Raw genomic sequence first — 16890 nt, 5'->3', positions numbered from 1 at the left:
TAACGTCGCGGAGCTGCACGGCGCGATCCTCGACGAGCTCCTGGCGAACCTCGAGCTGCAGGTCACCGAGCCATGGGAGGCGACCCTCGTCGACCTGCTGTGCTCCTACACGGAGCTGCTGTTCGACCATCCGAGCCTGGCGCGCTCGGTGCTGATGCTGCGCCCGACCGGCCCGCACTACCTACGGCTGGTCGACACCCTGCTCGGGCTGCTGCACGCCGGCGGGGTGCCGGTGAGCCGGGCGGCCTGGGGCGTCGACCTGCTGCTGCAGCACGCCACCGCGACCGCGGCCGAGCAGGGCACCCGCAACGAGTCCGCCGAGGCCGCCGGCGAGGACGAGACGCTGCAGGCGGTCTTGCGCGAGGCCCCGGCCGGCAACTATCCGCACATCGCCCGCGCCCGGGAGGAGCTCTTCTCCGGCACCGGGCAGCAGCGGCTGGCCTGGGCCTTCAGCACCCTCATCGCCGGCATTCGCGCGGTTCCGACCCCTTGACCCACCCCGCTCCGGCGGGGTTGCTTTTCGCCCCTCACGAATATGTTCGTCACGAACACGTTCGCCACCACCAGGAGGATCCCATGACCACCACACCGATCGCCATCGTCGGCGCCGGGCTCGGCGGCCTCACGCTCGCCCGGGTGCTGCACACGCACGGCATCCCGGCGACGATCTACGAGCTCGACGCCTCGCCCACGGCGCGCACGCAGGGCGGCATGCTCGACATCCACGACTACAACGGCCAGGTCGCCATCGAGGCGGCCGGTCTCCACGACGAGTTCGTGCGGATCATCCACCCCGGCGGGCAGGCGATGCGGATCCTCGACAAGCACGGCACGGTCCTCGTGGACGAGCCGGACGAGGGCACCGGCACCCGGCCGGAGGTCGACCGGGGCGACCTGCGGAGGATGCTGCTCGACTCGCTGCCCGCGGGCACGATCCGCTGGGGCAGCAAGGTCGCCGGGGTCCGCGCGCTGGGCGCCGGCCGGCACGAGCTGACCCTCGACGGCGGCGAGACGGTCACCACCGAGCTGCTGGTCGGGGCGGACGGCGCCTGGTCGCGGATCCGGCCGCTGCTGTCCGGCGCCCGGCCCGGCTACACCGGCATCTCCTTCGCCGAGGCGGACCTGCACGACGCCGACACCCGGCACCCCGGGCCCGCGCGGACGGTCGGCGCCGGCATGCTCTTCGCCCTCGGGCCCGGCAACGGCTTCCTCGCCCACCGGGAGACCGACGGCAGCCTGCACATCTACATCGCGGTCACCAAGCCCGCGGAGTGGGTCACGACCTTCGACCCGGCCGGGCTGGCGGCGGAGTTCGCCGGCTGGGCGCCCGAGTTCCACGCGCTCATCACCGACGCGGACGGCCCGCTCGTCCCCCGCGCCATCCACGCCCTGCCGATCGGGCACCGGTGGGAGCGGGTCCCCGGGGTCACCCTGCTCGGGGACGCCGCGCACCTGATGTCGCCCTTCGCCGGGGAGGGCGCCAACCTGGCCATGCTCGACGGCGCCGAGCTCGGACAGGCCCTCGCGGCGCACCCGGGCGATGTCGAGGCGGCGCTGACCGCGTACGAGGAAAGGCTCTTCCCCCGCAGCGCGGAGGCGGCCGCCGAATCGGCGCGGAACATGGCCCTCATGTTCGACGCCCGCGCCCCGCAGAGCCTGCTCGACGAGTTCGCCCGCCACGCGGTCAGCGCACAGGGGTGATGCGCGTGTTGCGCAGGTGTTCGTAGACGACGGAGGTGCGGACGTCCGCCACATGCGCGTGCTCGGTCAGCTTGTCGATGACGAAGGCGTAGAGGCTGTCGTTGTCGGGCACCGCCACGTGGATCAGGAAGTCCTCGTTGCCGCTGGTCACGAAGACGCCGAGGGTGTCGGGCAGGCCGGCGACCCAGGTGCGGAAGGCCTCGATGTTGCGGCGCGACGGCGGGCGGATGCGGACCGCGATGAGCGCCTGCACCGGCCGGCCGATCGCGGCGAGGTCGATCTCCAGGGTCGCGCCGCGGATGACGCCGCGGTCGCGCAGGGCCCGGGTGCGGTCGAGCGCCGTCGTGGGCGAGATGCCCACGGCCGCGGCGACGTCGCGGTTGGTGCGCCGTGCATCCGCCTGCAACTCGCGCAGGAGCGCCGTATCAAGTTCGTCCAGGTCAGCCATCCGCCGACTCTAGCCGAATTAAGTACGGATTCCTTGCCCCGGATCCGTCACAGTGCCTACCGTTTTCGGTCATGGACGTAGGTTTCACTCCCGACGAGATCCGCACCGACGAGCCCACCCGGTCCGCCCGCCTCAAGTGGGTGATCGTGGTCGACGAGGCGCTGCCGCCCGGCCGGGCCGCCAATGCCGCCATCTGCGTCGCCGCCGCCACCGCCACGTCGGTCGCCGGGCTGATCGGTCCGGAGGCCAAGGACGCGGGCGGCTCGGTGCACCCCGGGCTGCCGTGGGCGGGCTGCACAGTGCTGGGCGCCCCGGCGGCGCGGCTCGGCGAGCTCCGGGCGAAGGCGGCGGAGTCGCTGGGCGTCTTCGTGGCCGACATGCCGGTCAACGGGCAGGCGACCCGGGTCTACGACGAGTATCTGCGGCAGGTCGCCGGCACGGAGACGGGCGATCTGGCGTACCACGCGATCAGTCTGGTGGGGCCGCGGAACAGGATCGACAAGCTGGTGCACCGGCTGCCGCTGCTCGCCTGATTTATTGGTTCAAATCACCTGGAACCCTCCGAAGGGCGACACTGACGATGTGTCGCTCAGTGCAGCTCATGCCGCGGCGTTCCGTCGCGAAGTGCCCGTGGAGGGGCGGGTCTTCACGATCCGCGACTCGGGCGGCTACCCGGCGCCCGGCGGCGCGCTGCCGTTCTGGTCGAAGAGGAGCCGGGCCGAACGGATTTTGGGCACCGTGGACGCCTACCGCGGCTTCGAGATCGTCGGCGTCCCGGTGGGCGACTGGCTCGACAGCTGGCTGCCCGGGCTGCGCCGCGACGACCTCCTGGTGGGCATCAACTGGGCCGGAGCGCACGCCACCGGCCTGGACCTGGCCCCCGCCCGCGTGGCCGGATGGTTCACCGAGCTATGAGCCCGCACACCGAGCGGCAACTCTTCCGCATCCCGATGATGACCCCCAACGCTTCAGTGACTCCCGCAGGGACCGATACACATTGCGACAGGCTGACCATGCCGGCGCAAGTAGTCGCGGCACCCCAGAAGGAGACACCCGATGCTCATCACCCTGCTGCGCGAGATGGCGCGTCGTCTGCCCCTGGGCGACGACGAGGGTGCGACCGCGGTGGAGTACGCGCTGCTCGTCGGCCTCATCGCCGTCATCATCATCTCGAGCGTGACGCTGCTCGGCGGCAACATCGACGCGATGTTCGACGACGTGGCGAACCAGCTCGGGGGCGGGACGGACGACACCACCACGCCGTAACGACCTGGCTGCCGCCCCGCGACGACCGCGGGGCGGCCGCCGTCGAGATGGCGATCGTCCTGCCGCTGCTGCTCCTGATCGTCTTCGGGATCATCGAGTTCGGCATCGGCTTCAACCGCCAGCTCAAGGTGACCGAGGCCGCCCACGAGGGGGCCCGGGTCGCCGCGCTGGGCGGCTCCGCGGCGGCGGTCGAGGACAAGGTCCGCCAGGTCCTCGGCACCACCGGCGACACGGAGCTCAGCTTTCCCGAGCTGGAGACCTGCGCGGACGACGCCGCCGCCGGCGACGCGACCGTGGCTGTCTCGCTCTACTACTGGTCGCCGACCGGCCTCGGCGCGCTCATGGCGCGCTTCGGCAGCCGCGACATCGCAAGCTTCGAGATCCGGGCCACGGGCGTGATGTCGTGCGTCGGCTGAGGTCCCCGCGCAACGACGAAGGGGCCGTCGCGGTCGTCGTCGCCGTGTTGCTGACCGGCGGCGTCCTGCTCGGCTCGGCCGCCCTGGTCATCGACGTGGGCGGCCTCTACGCCAAGCGCGAGCAGCTGCAGGCCGGGGCGGACGCCGCCTCCTGGGCCATCGCCGAGGCGTGCATCGAGGCGCCGGACACCTGCTCGAACCAGGCCCAGCAGCCGCGCGCCGACGAGCTCATGGCCAAGCAGGTCTACGGGCCCGGCGAGGGCAACAACCTGAGCGCCGCCGCGGCCACCCAGGTGTGCGTCGACGGCATCGACTGCGCGGCCTGGAACACCACCGTCGAGTGTCCCTCCCAGCGGCTGTCGTTCGGTGACTACGTCGAGGTCCGCGCGTACTACCAGAACGGCGACGACCTGGTCATGCCCGCGCCGTTCGCCGGGCTGTTCGGCGGCCAGGAGCGGGGCTCGAAGGTCGGCGCCTGCTCGCGCGTCTCGTGGGCGCCGCCCCGGAGCCTGACCGTCACCGCCCTCGGCCTCTCCGCCGGCTGCTTCGACGGCGTCACCTACTACCGCGCCGACAGAGCGGAGGAGCCGACCGGCTTCGTGCCGCTGCAGTCCCTGCCCGACCCCGACCCCGCGGGTTACGTGACGGCGGCGCCGGACGGCACGTGCCAGTGGAAGGTGCTCGGCGACGACTTCGGCACTCGCGACTGCCTGGCCGCCTACGAGCCACGGCAGCAGGCGGCCGTGTCGGACACGAGCGAGCCCGCCACCGGCGACGAGGGCGCCTGGCAGACCGCCTGTTCCCAGGCCGTCACCGACGCCTCGAACGACGGCGAGCCGCTGCTGCTGCCGGTCTTCGACACCAGCGGGCCGATCGACGACGGCGGCGAGGTCTACAGCGCCGCGGCGGCCGGCGAGGTCACGGTCGTCGGGTTCGCGGCCTTCCGGCCGACCGAGAGCCCGGGCGACTGCGCCGGCGACACGTGCCTGACCGGCTACTTCACGAAGGTGCTCGCGCCGCGGTCGCGGCCCCGGTTCACCGACGACGTGCCCCGGGACTTCGGCGTGACGGTGATCGGACGTACGGGATGACGGGGGAATCATGCGACGCCGGATTCTGATCGCGCTGGCCGCGCTGGTCCTTGCGGGGCTCAGCGGCCTGTCCGTGGCGCTCTACGCGCGCGGGGTCGACCAGCGGGCCGTGGACGGGCGGCAGGCGGTGTCCGTGCTGCTCGCCAGGCAGCGCATCCCCGCGGGGACCACCGGGGCCGACATCCGCGCGAAGGGGCTGGCCCGGCAGGTGGTGATGCCGGCCAAGACCGTGCCGGAAGGGGCGCTCGGAACCCTGGGCACGAGCCTCGACGACCTGCGCCTGTCCTCCGACCTGGCCCCGGACCAGCTGATCCTGCGGGGACAGTTCGCCACGGCGGAAGCGGCGGCGACCGTGGGCGTCCCCAAGGGGCAGCTGGGCGTGAGCATCGAGGTGACCATGGCGCCCGGCGTCGCGGAGAAGGTGGCCGCGGGAGACCGGGTCACGGTGTTCGTCACGTACCCGCGTGGGGTGCAGCCCGGGTCGCAGAAGACGCGGGTGCTGCTGCCGGCTGCCACGGTCATCAGCATCACCACGGGACAGCCCAGTGACGTACGCCCGGCTCCCACCTCCACGCGGGCGAGTGCGACGACACGCTCGTACCCGGCGACCCTCGCGGTCGGGCAGGCGGACGCGACCCGGCTCGTGCACGCCGCGCAGACCGGCGAGATCTACCTGGGCCTGCTGGGCGAGGGCACGCAGGTCACCCCGTCGACGGCCGTGGACCTGGACAGCCTGTGGGGGAAGCCGTGACCTTCTACGTCTACGTCGAGCCGGATCCCGAGCGGCGCCGGACATTCGGCGCCCGGTACGGCGAGTACGGCTTCGACGTCGTCGACACGCTCGCCGATCTGGACACGCACCTGCCTCGCAATCCCGAGACGCTGCTGGTGATGCTCGGGCCCACGGTGGATCTGGACGCGGCGCTGACCTTCACGGCGTACCAGAGGGTGCAGCGTCCTTTGATCGGTGTCCTGCTGCTGCGCGAGACGCTGGACCCGGACGTGCTGGCCCTGGCGATGCGCGCGGGGGTGCGCGAGGTCGTCGAGGAGACCGACGTCGAGGGCATCCGGCTGGCCGCGGCCCGGTCGATCGATCTGTCCAAGGCGCTGAGCACCGCCATGCGCACGGGCACGGACGCCACCGCCCACGCCAAGATCATCACGATCTTCGCCGGGAAGGGCGGCTGCGGAAAGAGCGTCGTGGCCACCAACCTCGCCGCCGCCCTGGCCGCCGGGGGCGCCCGCCGGGTGCTGCTCGTGGATCTCGCGCTGCAGTTCGGCGACGTCGCGATCATGCTGCAGCTGCCGCCGGACCGCAGCGTGTCGGACATGATCTCGATGAGCGGCAAGGTGGACGAGGCCGGGCTGCGGTCGGTGATCACGCCCTACCGGCCGGGCTTCGACGCCCTGCTCGCGCCCTCCAGCCCCGCCGAGGGCGAGCACGTGAGCCGGGAGCTGGTCACCGAGCTGCTCGAGGTCGCCCGCGGCATGTACGACTTCATCGTGCTGGACACCCCGCCGGCGGTCACCGACCAGGTGCTGTCGGCGCTGGACCTCACGGACTGGTTCGTGCCGATCGTCACGCCGGACCTGCCGACGCTGAAGAGCGTGCGGCTCACCGTCGAGATGTTCGACCTGCTGGAGTACCCGCGCGACAAGCGGCTCGTGGTGTTCAACCGCGCGAACACCGAGGTCGGGCTGTCGGTCGAGGACGTCGAGGAGGCGGTGGGCGCGCACTTGTCCGTGCACGTGCCGTCGTCGCGGGACGTACCCGTGTCGGTCAACCGCGGCGTGCCGCTGGTGCTGCAGGACCCCACGCACCCGGTCAGCCTCGCGATGCGCCGCCTCGCCGACCGCTGCGCCGGGGTGGTGCGCGAGCCGGAGACCAAGCGCCGCCTGCTGGCCTTCGGGCGGCGCCGGTGAGCCTGTCCGAGCGCATCGCCGCGCGCACGCAGTCTCAGGCCTTCGCATCGCCCGCTGCCGAAGAGCCGGCCGCCGTCTCGGCCAGCACCGAGCGCTACCGGGCCGCCGGCATGCAGTCGGGCGACGCGGTCACCGAGGTCCGCCTGCGGATCCAGCGGCAGCTCGCCGACGAGCTCGGCCCCACCCTGTACGCCGCCGACGCCCAGGGCGAGGACCTCGAGGCCCGCGTCCAGCAGACCCTCGCCGAGCTGATCGCCCGGGAACAGACCCCGCTCGCCGGCGCCGACCGGGTCCGCATCATCCGCGACGTCACCGACGACGTGCTGGGCCACGGGCCGATCGAGTCGCTGCTGCGCGACCCGTCGGTCAGCGAGGTCATGGTTAACGGCCCCGACCTGGTCTACGTCGAGCGGTACGGCCGCCTCGAGCGCGCCGACGTGGAGTTCGACGACGAGGCCCACCTGCGGCGCATCATCGACCGGATCTGCTCGCGCGTGGGCCGGCGCGTCGACGAGGCGAGTCCCATGGTGGACGCGCGCCTGCCCGACGGGAGCCGCGTCAACGCCGTGGTGCCGCCGGTCGCCCTCGACGGGTCGTCGCTGACGATCCGCAAGTTCTCGGTGTCGCCGCTGACCGTCGCGGACCTGATCCGCTTCGGGACGCTCAGCGAGAAGACGGCGACCTTCCTCGAGAACTGTGTGCGGGGCCGGCGCAACATCGTGGTCAGCGGCGGGACGGGCTCCGGCAAGACGACCATGCTCAACGTGCTGAGCGCCTACATCCCGTACGACGAACGGGTCGTCACCATCGAGGACGCGGCCGAGCTGCAGCTGCGCCAGGAGCACGTGGTCCGGATGGAGTCGCGCCCGAAGAACTCCGAGGGGCGTGGCCAGATCACGACCCGCGACCTGGTCCGCAACGCGCTGCGGATGCGCCCCGACCGGATCGTGGTCGGCGAGGTGCGCGACGCGGCCGCGCTGGACATGCTGCAGGCGATGAACACCGGGCACGACGGCTCGCTGACCACCCTGCACGCCAACGCGCCCCGCGACGCCATCGCCCGGATGGAGACGATGGTGCTGATGGGCGGCCTCGACCTGCCCGTGCGCGCGATCCGCGATCAGATCGCCGCCGCCGTCGACGTCATCCTCCAGGTCAGCCGGCTCAAGGACGGCAGCCGCCGCATCACGCACATCTCCGAGGTGGTCGGCATGGAGTCGGACATCATCAGCCTGCAGGACCTGTTCCTCTTCGACTTCAAGAGCGGCCGGCTGGAGCCGACCGGCCTGCGCCCGCGCTTCGCCGACGACCTGGCCGTCTACGGCGTGACGATGCCCGCGTCGCTGTTCACCAAGGGGCGCCGATGATGCTGCTCATCGCCGTCGCCTCGGCCGCCGGCGCCGCCTTTCTGCTGTCCTTCCTGGTTCTCGACGCGCTCTTCGGCCGCACGTTCTTCCAGCGGCGGCTCGCGGCGCTGCGCAGCTTCGCGGTGCAGACCCCGGTCCGCGTACGCCTGGCCTCCCTGATCCGCGGCGAGATCGACCGGGCCGGAGCGGTGCTGGGCCGGGTCTTCCGCTTCCACGACCAGGCCCGCCTCGACGCCGCCGCCCTGCCGGTCCGGGCGGCCGAATGGCTGGTCATCCGGTGCGCCGCCGCCCTCGCCTTCGCCCTCGCCCTCGGCCTGCTGCTGCCGTGGTACCTCGGCGTCCCGCTGGGGCTGATCGCCGGGTTCCTCGTGCCGAACGCGCTGCTCACCGGCCGGATCGAGCGGCGCAAGAGGCACTTCGCCGAGGAGCTGCCCGAGACGCTGCAGATGGTCGTCAGCTCGCTGCGCTCCGGCTTCACGCTGCAGCACGGCATCGAGAACGCGGTCCGCGACAGCGAGGGCCCGGTCGCCGCGGAGATGCGCCGGGCACTGTCGGAGACGAGGCTCGGCGCCGAGCTGGAGGACGCGCTGGAGGGCGTCGGCGTCCGCACCGGGAACCACGACATGCAGTGGCTCGTGATGGCGCTGCGACTGCAACGCGAGGTCGGCGGCAGCCTGTCCGAGGTGCTCCAGACGACCGCCGACACCATGCGCGAGCGGGAGAACCTGCGGCGCACCGTCCGTACGCTGTCCGCCGAAGGCCGCCTCTCCGCCGCGATCCTGTTCGCCATGCCCGTGGTGATCGGGCTGTGGATGTTCCTGTTCCGCACCGACTACATCCGGCCGCTGATCACCGAGCCGCTCGGCCTCGTGATGCTGGCCTGCGCCGCGGGCCTGCTCGTCGTCGGCGGGCTGTGGCTGCGCCGCGTCGTGCGGGTGGTGGTCTGACGTGCTGCTCCCCCTGGTCGCCGCGTTCGCCGTGCTCACCGCGAGCGCCTCCGTCGCCCTCTTCGTGCTGGCGGTCGCGCTGCCGCCCACCCGCGGCGAGCGGATGATGAGCACGCTGCGGCGCTTCGGCAGCACCGGCGGCCGGCTGCGCGACGAGCGCCGCCCGGCCCTGGACCGCCGCATCGAGGAGGCCTTCCACGAGACCTTCGACCGGCTCGGCCGCGCGGTCACCCCACCCCCTGCCCGGGTACGCCTGGAGCGCCTCCTCGACTACGCCGGCAACCCGGAGGACCGGCCGATCGACGCGGTCGTGCGCCGCCGCGCCCAGTTCCTCGTGACCGGGGGCCTGGCCGGGCTGCTCGGCGGCGCCGCCCTCGCCGGCCTGCCCGGGGCGCTGACGGCCGGCCCGGCCGCGGCGGTGCTCGGGCTCTTCCTGCCCGACCTCATCGTGTACGACCTCGGCGCCAAGCGGCAGCGGGACCTCGCCCGGTCGTTGCCCGACGTGCTCGACGCGCTGGTCATCGGCGTCGAGGCGGGGCTCGGGCTGGACGCCGCCATGGCGCAGGTCGCGGCGAACCTGGCCGGCCCGATGCCCGCCGAGGTCCACCGCGTGCTGCAGGAGATGAAGATCGGCATCTCGCGTACGGAGGCCCTGCGCGCGCTGTCGGCGCGGACGACCGTACGGGAGCTGCGCGCCTTCGTCACCGCCGTGATCCAGGCCGGGGAGCTCGGGGTGCCGATCGCCGACGTGCTGCGGGAGCACTCGCGCGAGCAGCGGACCAAGCGGCGGCAGCGGGCCGAGGAGCAGGCGCAGAAGGTGCCGATCAAGCTCCTCTTCCCGGTGCTGTTCTGCCTCTTCCCCGTCATCTTTGTGGTGATCCTGGGGCCGGGGGTGCTTCGCTTGCTGGAGTCGCTGGGTCGCTAGGCGCCGCGCTCGGCGTCCCGGCCGGCGGGTTGCTGCTGGGCGCCTGTGTCGGTGCTGTGGTCTTCTCCGGCTCCGGCGTCTTCGACGGCCTTTCCTCCGGCGTCTGCGACGGCCTTTCTCCCGGCGTCTCCGACGGCCTTTCTCCCGGCGTCTCCGACGGCTGCGGCAGCGGTTTCGCCGCGACCGTGCGCTCGGGGAAGTCGAACTTCCAGCCCTGGGCGAGCAGGCGCGGGATCAGCTTCTCGAGCGCCTCGTAGGTCTGCTCCCGCTCGCCGCCACCGTCGTGCACCAGCACCACCGCGCGCGGCGTCAGCTGGTCCTCGATCCGGTCGGCGATGACGTCGGCGCCGGGCAGCATCCAGTCGTCCGGGTCGACGACCCAGCCCAGCGGGGTGTGCCCGAGCTTCGCGCCCTCCCCGGCGGACTTGCCGAACGAGCCGTAGGGCGCCCGGTAGAACGGGACCGTGGCCCCGGGCGCGGCGGCGGCGATCGCGGCGTCGGTGCGCTCGATGTCCTTCCTCGCCTCGGCGGCGGGGATGATGCCCAGGTCGTCGTGCTTCCAGGAGTGGTTGCACAGCTCGTGCCCCTCGGCCACGACGCGGCGGACCAGCTCGGGGTAGCGCTCGACCTCCTCGCCGACCATGCAGAAGGTGGCCTTGATGCCGTACCGGGAAAGCAGGTCGAGCATCTCCGGCGTGTAGCTGGACGGGCCGTCGTCGAAGGTCAGCGCGAGCCGCTTGCCGGCGTGGGCAGTGCGCACGACCAGCAGGTTCTCACCGGTGGGCGCCTTCTGTTCCGAGCTGCCGCCCTGCTCCGAGCTGCCGCTGCTCTCGCCGGGGTGCACCTTGCCGGCGTCGCCGACATCCGTGCGGCCCAGATGGGCGGCCTTGGGCAGGGGCGTCTTCGCGCTGCCCGCGAGCGCGTCCCTGGTGAAGTCGCGCCAGAGCCGCGCCGGGACGGTGTCGCCCGCGATCGCCTTGCCCTTGCTGTCGCGGATCGGGCCGGGCTGGGCCTTGCCGATCCACACGGAGGTGGCGAGGTCGGGGGTGTAGCCGGCCATCCACGCGTCCTGGTTGTCCTTGGTGTTGCCCCACTGCTGCGTGCCGGACTTGCCCGCCGCCGGCCGGCCCGGGACGACCTTGTCCGCCTTGACCACGGCACTGAGCGCCTGCGTGATGTCCGCCGCCTGCCCGGTGGTCAGGACCTGCGTGGCTGCGGGGGCGGCCTCGTACAGTGTGCTGCCCTTGGTGTCGGCAGCCAGCTGCACGAAGAACCGATCATGGCGTACGCCGCCCGAGGCGAACGTGGCATAGACGGTCGCCAGATCGGCCGGGGTGACCGCGTACCGCCCGATGGCGATGTCGGGTCGCGTCGTGCCGGGCTTCGGGTCGCCCTTGACGTCGACCAGGGTTTTCGCGCCGGCGTACTCCTTCGCGACGCCCAGCTCCCACGCCATGTCCCGCACCTTGTCGGCGCCGATCTGCTCGGTGACCGCGTAGAACGGCGTGTTCAGCGAGTCGACCATCGCCTCCTGCAGCGTGCAGTAGGGGCACTGCTGGTCCTTCATGTTCTCCAGCGGGACGCCGAGCCGGCCCGGGAAGATGCGGGGCGAGCTGCCGTCCCACTCCGACTGCACGCTGATGTTCTGCCGCAGCGCCGCGGCGACCACAATCGGCTTGAAGGTCGAGGCTGCCGGGTGCGCCGCCGACGCGTCGTCGAAGAAGCCGCGCTGGCTGCCGCCGTAGTACGCGCGGACGCCGCCGGTGGCCGGATCGAGCGCGACCAGCGCGGCCCGCAGCCCGTCCGGCTGCTTGTCCAGCATGGCGGTGACCTGCTTGACGGCCGACCGCTGGGCCTGGGCGTCGAGGGTGGTGACCACGGACAGCCCCTGGGTGTGCAGCATCTGCGGGCTGATCCCGTGCGCGGCCAGCTCCCGCTCCACCCGGTCGACGATGATGCCGTCCGGGCCGGGATCCTTCGCCGTGGCCGCATCGATGTCGGGATAGGTGAGGCTCTCCGTCAGCCAGCCCCGCTCGCGCTCCGACTTGACCACCCAGTTCCACCGCTGCCGGGCGCGCTTGGCGTCGTGGGCGGGGTCGAAGCCGTACGGGTCCTTGATCACCGACGCGAGCACCGCACCCTGCGCCGGGGTGAGCCGGTCCACCGTCACCCCGAAGTACGCGTTGGCCGCCGCGGCGATGCCCTGCGCACCCCGGCCGAAGTAGATCGTGTTGAGGTAGCGCTCCAAGATCTCGTTCTTCGTGTACTTCCGCTCGAGCTGGACCGACAGCGCGAACTCCTTGGCCTTGCGCTCCAGCGTGACGTCCTGGGTCAGGAAGGCGTTGCGGGCGTACTGCTGGGTGATCGTCGACGCGCCCTCGTGGGAGCCTTCGACGTTGGCGACGACCGCGCGGAGGACGCCGCGTACGGAGACGCCGCCGTGCTCGTAGAAGTCGCGGTCCTCCGCCGCCAGGATCGCGTTGCGGACGCCCTCCGGGACCGCCGACAGGGGCACGTCGCTGCGGTCCTCGGTGCCGACGCGGGCGAGGATCGTCGTGCCGTCGGCGAAGTAGAGCGTCGAGGCCGACGGCTTGACCGGGGCCGACGGGAGCGGCACGGAGTCGACGTAGGCCTCGGCGGCCGCGGTGCCCGTGCCGAGATAGAACGCCATGACGATCAGCAGCCGGAGCGAGATGCGGCGGAGGCGCCGCCATCTTCTGCTCCTGGAGGGGTCTTCGGTCACGCAGGCAAGACGCCCAGGAGGGCCGAATTGGTGGCCAATAACTTTCAGCCACAGTTCACTCACGTTTCGGTGGCCCCGGGTGACCTGCCCTTTCTCACCTGTTGCAGGGAAGGCATATGAAACACATCTCTCCTGGCCGGAATTCATACCCGGCCGATGTGGTGGCCGACGGTCGGCGCACCTATGCTTGCCGGACTGCAAACAAGGGGGCACCGTGCGAAGCCTGGAGATCCTGGTCGTCGACGACGACGACGCGGACGCCTTCATGATCACGGAGGCGCTGGACGACAGCGAGCGGCAGACCGTCGTCAACCGCGTCGCCGACGGCCGCGAGGCGCTGGACTATCTGCGCCGCTCCGCGCCCTACGAGGAAGCGCACCGGCCCGACCTCATCCTGCTCGACCTCAACATGCCGCGCATGGACGGCCGCGAGACGCTGGCCGCCATCAAGTCCGACGACGAGCTCAAGTCGATCCCGGTCGTGATCCTGACGACCTCGGGCGCGGCGCCGGACATCGCGGCGAGCTACCAGCACCGCGCCAACGCGTACGTGACGAAGCCCTTCACGCTGGACGACTTCGAGTCGACCGTGCGGACGATCGACCGCTTCTACCGCGAGGTCGCTGTCCTTCCTCCCCCGCGCTGATCCGTTACTCCCTTCCCCGGACGGGGTAGGTCCTGGGTATGGCGGACACCAACACCGCGCCCGAGGACCTGGGGGCGCCGCAGTCGTTTCTCGTGCTGACCGACGGGACGCCGGTCTACGACCGCTCGGGCGAGCCGGCCGGGAAGGTGGCCCACGTCCTCGCCGACGACAAGGACGAGATCTTCCAGGGCCTGGTGCTCGACACCGGCGACGGTCACCGCTACGCCGCAGCCGCGCAGGTCGACGGCATCTACGAGCGGGCCGTCATCATCGGCCCGCCGGCCAAGGACCTGCCCGAGCCGAGCGAGAAGGCCGACTCCTCCCTCGGGGACGGCCTGCGCCGCGCCTGGGAGTGGCTGGTCCGGCCCAAGTAGCCGTCAGCCCACGGTCTCCAGCCCCGAGTCACCGCAGACGCCGACCAGCTCGGCGGCCGCGGCGCTGACCGCTGCCACCTTGTCCGGCTCGTCCTCCGCGCCGACGGCCCCGGCGGCGGCGTTGTAGGCGGTCGTCAGGCGGCCCGCCGCGTCGGCGACCGGGGCGTCGGCGGTGCCGCTCGCCCGCTGGATCGCCACGACGACGCCCGGGGCCATGAAGCTGCCGGCTCGGGACGCCGCTGCCGCCATGGCGCAGGCGATCGCTCCGGGCGGTTCGTCGGTGGCGGGGATGCCCGAGATGCCGGGGATGGGGACGCTGCCGCTCTCCCCCGCACCCGGCGCCTCGCCGTTGTCCCCTGCGCCCGGTGCTTCGCCGCTGTCCGCCGCGGCGCTCTGCTCCGCGCCCGGTGCTTTCGAGGTTGCCGCATCGGCGTCCGGGGTCGCGTTGTCGTCCGCGCAGCCGGCGAACGCGAGCCCGCAGGTCACCATTGCCACAAGCGTCGCCAATCGCCTCACCCGCTCGAGGGTAGAGGGCATGTTGGCGCAGGTCAGGGTGACGCGCTCGACACGATCAACTACGGTGGTCCGACCATGTCGACAGAGCAGCGTTCCGATTCCGTGCCGTGGCCGATCCGCGTGGTCGCCGTGCTGTTCGTCCTGCCCGTGCGGGTGCTGTGGGAGATCATCGCCTGGGCCGGAATCTTCGTCTGGCGCTTCGTCGTCCGCCCCCTCGGCCGGCTGCTGCACTACACGATCGTCGTGCCGGCCCGCTTCGTCTGGCGCTACCTGATCGTCGCCCCGGCCCGCTTCCTGTGGCGCTATCTGGTCGTCGTCCCCGTCTCCTGGCTGCTCGCCGGGATCGCCGCGGTCGTCAGGCTGTGCCTCGTCGAGCCGGCCAAGTGGCTGTTCCGGGTGACGCTGCCGCTGTGGCGAATGCTGGGCCGCGCGATCCTCACATGGGTCCTGCGTCCGCTCGGCATCGCCGCGGCGTGGGTGCTGCGCCAGATCTACCTGTGGGTGCTGCGGCCGATCGGCTGGGGACTGCGCCTGGTGTACCGCTGGATCCTGCTGCCGGGCTGGCGCGGGGCCGGCTGGCTGCTGCGCCAGGTGTACCGCTGGGTGCTGCGTCCCGTGGGCCTGGCGGTGGCGTGGGTGTGGCGCTGGACCGTCGCGCCGGTGTGGCGGGCGGTCGCCGCGGCGGCCCGCTGGATCCGGCAGGAGATCCTGCGCCCGGCCGCCGCCTCCATCCGCAGCGCCCTCCGCGCCATCGGCCTCGCCGACTGACGCCCCACGTGCGCGCCGGCCCGTTGCCCCTTCGCCGGCCCGGGGCCACCGCCGGGCTGTCGCGGAGATCGCCGGAGGCACCAAGACCCCACGGTTGCCGCGGCTTCCGATCGACAGGCCCGCGCCGCGCCGTTCACCCGCCGAGCCGATGCGTCGTGTGCGCGGCTCCCGGTCGGCAAGCCCGCGCTGCGCCGTTTGCCTTGGCCGAGCCGATACGTCCGTGTGCGCGGCTCCCGGTCAGCAGGCCCACGGCGCGCCATGTGCCCCGGCCGAGCCGATGCGTCGTGTGCGCGGCTCCCGGTCAGCAGGCTCGCGCTGAGCCGTTTGCCCCGGGCTGATGCGGCGTGGTGGCCGCGCGGGGGCGTACCCGGAAAGCGCGTGGGCGTACCGGGACAAGCAGCGCGGGCCGGTCGTGGGTGACCGGCCCGCGGTGCGGGAGTGCTCAGGAGGTGGGCCGCGTCAGAGGGCGCTGCCCTTCTTCCACTGGGACCAGCTCACGTCCCAGTCGGTCCAGCCGTCGCCCCACTTGAGGTCGCGCGGGGTGCCGCTGACCGTGATGACGTCGCCCATCATGGTGCGGTCGAAGAGCCACTTGCCCATGGCCTCGGAGACGTTGACGCAGCCGTGGGAGACGTTGGTGCGGCCCTGCACGCCCTCGGACCAGGGGGCGGCATGGATGAACTGGCCGCCCCAGGTGATGCGCTGGGCGTAGTCGATGTCGGTGCGGTAGCCCTCGCCCTCGGGGAGCTCGTCCATCGTGTCGAAGACGGTGTGCTCCTTCTTCTCGATGACGACCATCGTGCCGCTCGAGGAGGGGGTGCTCTTCTTGCCGAGGCTGACCGGGATGGTCTTGATGACCTTGCCGTCCTGCTTGACCGTCATCCTCTTGGTCTTGTCGGAGACGGTCATCACGAACGAGCGGCCGACGTTGAAGTCGACGGTCAGGTCCGAGCGGCCGTACCAGCCCTTGCCCATCTCCACGCCCTTGAGCTGGACGCTGTAGTGGACCTTGCTGCCGGCCTTCCAGTACGTCTTCGGGCGCCAGTGCATCTCGGTGCCGCTCAGCCAGTACCAGCTGCCCTCCTGGGCGGGCTGCGCGGTGACCGTCATCCGGCGCTCGACCGCGGCCCGGTAGCTCTCGGGCACCGAGCGGCCGAACTTCATGATGATCGGCATCCCGACGCCGACCTTGCTGCCGTCGCCCAGGAAGCTGTTGATGCGGACGAGGTTGGCCGGCTTCTTCATCACGGTGAAGGTGCTGGACGCCGTGCCGATCTTGTCGCCGGAGGGCGTGCCGGTGACCGTCACCGTGTACTTCTTGCCCCAGCCGAGCGCGCTCGCGGGCGTGAAGGTCTTCTCGTCCTTGTCGAGCGTGCCCTTCACCTCCTTGCCGGCGGAGTCGGTGACCACGACGGAGGTGTTGCCCGGGTCGTCGGTGGCGTACTTGATCTCGGTGATCGCCTTGACGCCCGTCGCCGCGGCCTTGGGGGCCGTCACCGCGACCGTGCTCTCCGGCGGCTGCGGCGACGCGGAGGGAGCCGCGGAGCCGCTCGCACCGCTGCCCTGCCACGAGGGCGACGCGGACTTGTCACTGCCGCTGCAACCCGCGCTGAGCAGCACGCTGGCGGCCACCACGGCGGCCGCGGCGGAACGCCACCGCCACCCGCCGGTCCTGCCGGTCACTCCACGAAGCCTCATGATCCCTCTCACCGCACCTCGGTCCGGTGCCCATCATCCGTCACGGATGACGGGTCCCCCA

Annotated in this window: 19 protein-coding genes; 15 read left to right on the top strand and 4 right to left on the bottom strand. The window is 72.1% G+C overall.

Going from position 1 to position 16890, the window contains the following annotated elements:
* Window positions 1-493: TetR/AcrR family transcriptional regulator C-terminal domain-containing protein (locus RBH18_RS29190; protein WP_306213620.1), on the top strand; the 493-nt coding region annotated here is incomplete at its 5' end.
* Between the two features lie 83 nt (window positions 494-576).
* Entirely contained in the window at window positions 577-1701 is a 1125-nt protein-coding gene (locus RBH18_RS29185; RefSeq protein ID WP_306213618.1) for an FAD-dependent oxidoreductase, read from the top strand.
* Here RBH18_RS29185 and RBH18_RS29180 read toward each other — a convergent pair.
* Window positions 1685-2149: an Lrp/AsnC family transcriptional regulator gene (locus tag RBH18_RS29180; RefSeq protein WP_306213616.1), complete on the bottom strand. Its 465-nt coding sequence runs from the start codon at window positions 2147-2149 to the stop codon at window positions 1685-1687. The genes RBH18_RS29185 and RBH18_RS29180 overlap by 17 nt on opposite strands.
* Window positions 2150-2220: 71 nt before the next feature.
* Here RBH18_RS29180 and RBH18_RS29175 point away from each other — a divergent pair, with 71 nt between their 5' ends.
* The 10 genes from RBH18_RS29175 to RBH18_RS29130 all read left to right on the top strand — a co-directional run bounded on the left by RBH18_RS29175 (window position 2221) and on the right by RBH18_RS29130 (window position 10084).
* On the top strand, window positions 2221-2682 hold the full coding sequence (locus RBH18_RS29175) for a DUF2000 domain-containing protein (RefSeq protein WP_306213614.1): 462 nt from the start codon (window positions 2221-2223) through the stop codon (window positions 2680-2682).
* A 49-nt stretch (window positions 2683-2731) separates the two neighbouring features.
* Window positions 2732-3064 (top strand): DUF2750 domain-containing protein, encoded by a 333-nt coding sequence (locus tag RBH18_RS29170; protein ID WP_306213612.1) that lies wholly within the window; start codon window positions 2732-2734, stop codon window positions 3062-3064.
* Window positions 3065-3205: 141 nt separating this feature from the next.
* Entirely contained in the window at window positions 3206-3415 is a 210-nt protein-coding gene (locus RBH18_RS29165; RefSeq protein WP_306213610.1) for a Flp family type IVb pilin, read from the top strand.
* Window positions 3416-3423: 8 nt separating this feature from the next.
* Window positions 3424-3831 carry a TadE/TadG family type IV pilus assembly protein gene (locus RBH18_RS29160; RefSeq protein WP_306213626.1) on the top strand — a complete coding sequence of 136 codons (408 nt, stop codon included), beginning with the start codon at window positions 3424-3426 and terminating at the stop codon, window positions 3829-3831.
* Window positions 3819-4922, top strand: a complete 1104-nt coding sequence (locus RBH18_RS29155; RefSeq protein ID WP_306213608.1) for a Tad domain-containing protein — start codon at window positions 3819-3821, stop codon at window positions 4920-4922. The genes RBH18_RS29160 and RBH18_RS29155 overlap by 13 nt, the downstream gene beginning before the upstream one ends.
* Before the next feature lie 10 nt (window positions 4923-4932).
* A complete protein-coding gene (gene cpaB / locus RBH18_RS29150; protein ID WP_306213606.1) occupies window positions 4933-5673 on the top strand; it encodes a Flp pilus assembly protein CpaB in 741 nt (246 codons plus the stop codon).
* Window positions 5670-6845 carry an AAA family ATPase gene (locus RBH18_RS29145; RefSeq protein ID WP_306213604.1) on the top strand — a complete coding sequence of 392 codons (1176 nt, stop codon included), beginning with the start codon at window positions 5670-5672 and terminating at the stop codon, window positions 6843-6845. The genes cpaB and RBH18_RS29145 overlap by 4 nt, the downstream gene beginning before the upstream one ends.
* On the top strand, window positions 6842-8212 hold the full coding sequence (locus tag RBH18_RS29140; RefSeq protein ID WP_306213602.1) for a CpaF family protein: 1371 nt from the start codon (window positions 6842-6844) through the stop codon (window positions 8210-8212). Before RBH18_RS29145 ends, RBH18_RS29140 begins: the two co-directional genes overlap by 4 nt.
* The gene (locus RBH18_RS29135) at window positions 8209-9159 is read left to right on the top strand and encodes a type II secretion system F family protein (protein ID WP_306213600.1); all 951 of its coding nucleotides are present in this window, start codon (window positions 8209-8211) and stop codon (window positions 9157-9159) included. Before RBH18_RS29140 ends, RBH18_RS29135 begins: the two co-directional genes overlap by 4 nt.
* A 1-nt stretch (window position 9160) precedes the next feature.
* Window positions 9161-10084, top strand: coding sequence for a type II secretion system F family protein (locus RBH18_RS29130; protein ID WP_306213598.1), 924 nt, complete (start codon window positions 9161-9163; stop codon window positions 10082-10084).
* Here RBH18_RS29130 and RBH18_RS29125 read toward each other — a convergent pair.
* Window positions 10023-12827 carry a transglycosylase domain-containing protein gene (locus tag RBH18_RS29125; RefSeq protein WP_306213596.1) on the bottom strand — a complete coding sequence of 935 codons (2805 nt, stop codon included), beginning with the start codon at window positions 12825-12827 and terminating at the stop codon, window positions 10023-10025. The two genes, RBH18_RS29130 and RBH18_RS29125, sit on opposite strands and share 62 nt — an antisense overlap.
* A gap of 214 nt (window positions 12828-13041) precedes the next feature.
* Between RBH18_RS29125 and RBH18_RS29120 the strand changes: the two genes are divergently transcribed.
* The gene (locus RBH18_RS29120) at window positions 13042-13473 is read left to right on the top strand and encodes a response regulator (protein WP_306213594.1); all 432 of its coding nucleotides are present in this window, start codon (window positions 13042-13044) and stop codon (window positions 13471-13473) included.
* Between the two features lie 38 nt (window positions 13474-13511).
* Window positions 13512-13847 carry a PRC-barrel domain-containing protein gene (locus RBH18_RS29115; protein ID WP_306213591.1) on the top strand — a complete coding sequence of 112 codons (336 nt, stop codon included), beginning with the start codon at window positions 13512-13514 and terminating at the stop codon, window positions 13845-13847.
* Window positions 13848-13850: 3 nt separating this feature from the next.
* Here the strand turns inward: RBH18_RS29115 and RBH18_RS29110 are convergent, their stop codons facing one another.
* Window positions 13851-14363: a hypothetical protein gene (locus RBH18_RS29110; RefSeq protein WP_306213589.1), complete on the bottom strand. Its 513-nt coding sequence runs from the start codon at window positions 14361-14363 to the stop codon at window positions 13851-13853.
* A gap of 75 nt (window positions 14364-14438) precedes the next feature.
* Here RBH18_RS29110 and RBH18_RS29105 point away from each other — a divergent pair, with 75 nt between their 5' ends.
* On the top strand, window positions 14439-15131 hold the full coding sequence (locus RBH18_RS29105; protein ID WP_306213587.1) for a hypothetical protein: 693 nt from the start codon (window positions 14439-14441) through the stop codon (window positions 15129-15131).
* A 459-nt stretch (window positions 15132-15590) separates the two neighbouring features.
* Here the strand turns inward: RBH18_RS29105 and RBH18_RS29100 are convergent, their stop codons facing one another.
* Window positions 15591-16829: a L,D-transpeptidase gene (locus RBH18_RS29100; RefSeq protein ID WP_306213585.1), complete on the bottom strand. Its 1239-nt coding sequence runs from the start codon at window positions 16827-16829 to the stop codon at window positions 15591-15593.
* Window positions 16830-16890 lie beyond the last annotated feature (61 nt).

The organism is Actinoplanes oryzae (assembly GCF_030757795.1).
Lineage (GTDB): Bacteria > Actinomycetota > Actinomycetes > Mycobacteriales > Micromonosporaceae > Actinoplanes.
Note: the sequence above shows the minus strand (reverse complement) of the source record. Positions and strands in the feature narration are given on the sequence as shown.

What these genes read in the sequence shown, in the direction of transcription:
- RBH18_RS29100 (WP_306213585.1), bottom strand. Translation starts at nt 16,829, where the DNA reads ATGAGGCTTCGTGGAGTGACCGGCAGGACCGGCGGGTGGCGGTGGCGT.
- RBH18_RS29135 (WP_306213600.1), top strand. Translation starts at nt 8,209, where the DNA reads ATGATGCTGCTCATCGCCGTCGCCTCGGCCGCCGGCGCCGCCTTTCTG.
- RBH18_RS29105 (WP_306213587.1), top strand. Translation starts at nt 14,439, where the DNA reads ATGTCGACAGAGCAGCGTTCCGATTCCGTGCCGTGGCCGATCCGCGTG.
- RBH18_RS29175 (WP_306213614.1), top strand. Translation starts at nt 2,221, where the DNA reads ATGGACGTAGGTTTCACTCCCGACGAGATCCGCACCGACGAGCCCACC.
- RBH18_RS29165 (WP_306213610.1), top strand. Translation starts at nt 3,206, where the DNA reads ATGCTCATCACCCTGCTGCGCGAGATGGCGCGTCGTCTGCCCCTGGGC.
- RBH18_RS29180 (WP_306213616.1), bottom strand. Translation starts at nt 2,149, where the DNA reads ATGGCTGACCTGGACGAACTTGATACGGCGCTCCTGCGCGAGTTGCAG.
- cpaB (WP_306213606.1), top strand. Translation starts at nt 4,933, where the DNA reads ATGCGACGCCGGATTCTGATCGCGCTGGCCGCGCTGGTCCTTGCGGGG.
- RBH18_RS29115 (WP_306213591.1), top strand. Translation starts at nt 13,512, where the DNA reads ATGGCGGACACCAACACCGCGCCCGAGGACCTGGGGGCGCCGCAGTCG.
- RBH18_RS29185 (WP_306213618.1), top strand. Translation starts at nt 577, where the DNA reads ATGACCACCACACCGATCGCCATCGTCGGCGCCGGGCTCGGCGGCCTC.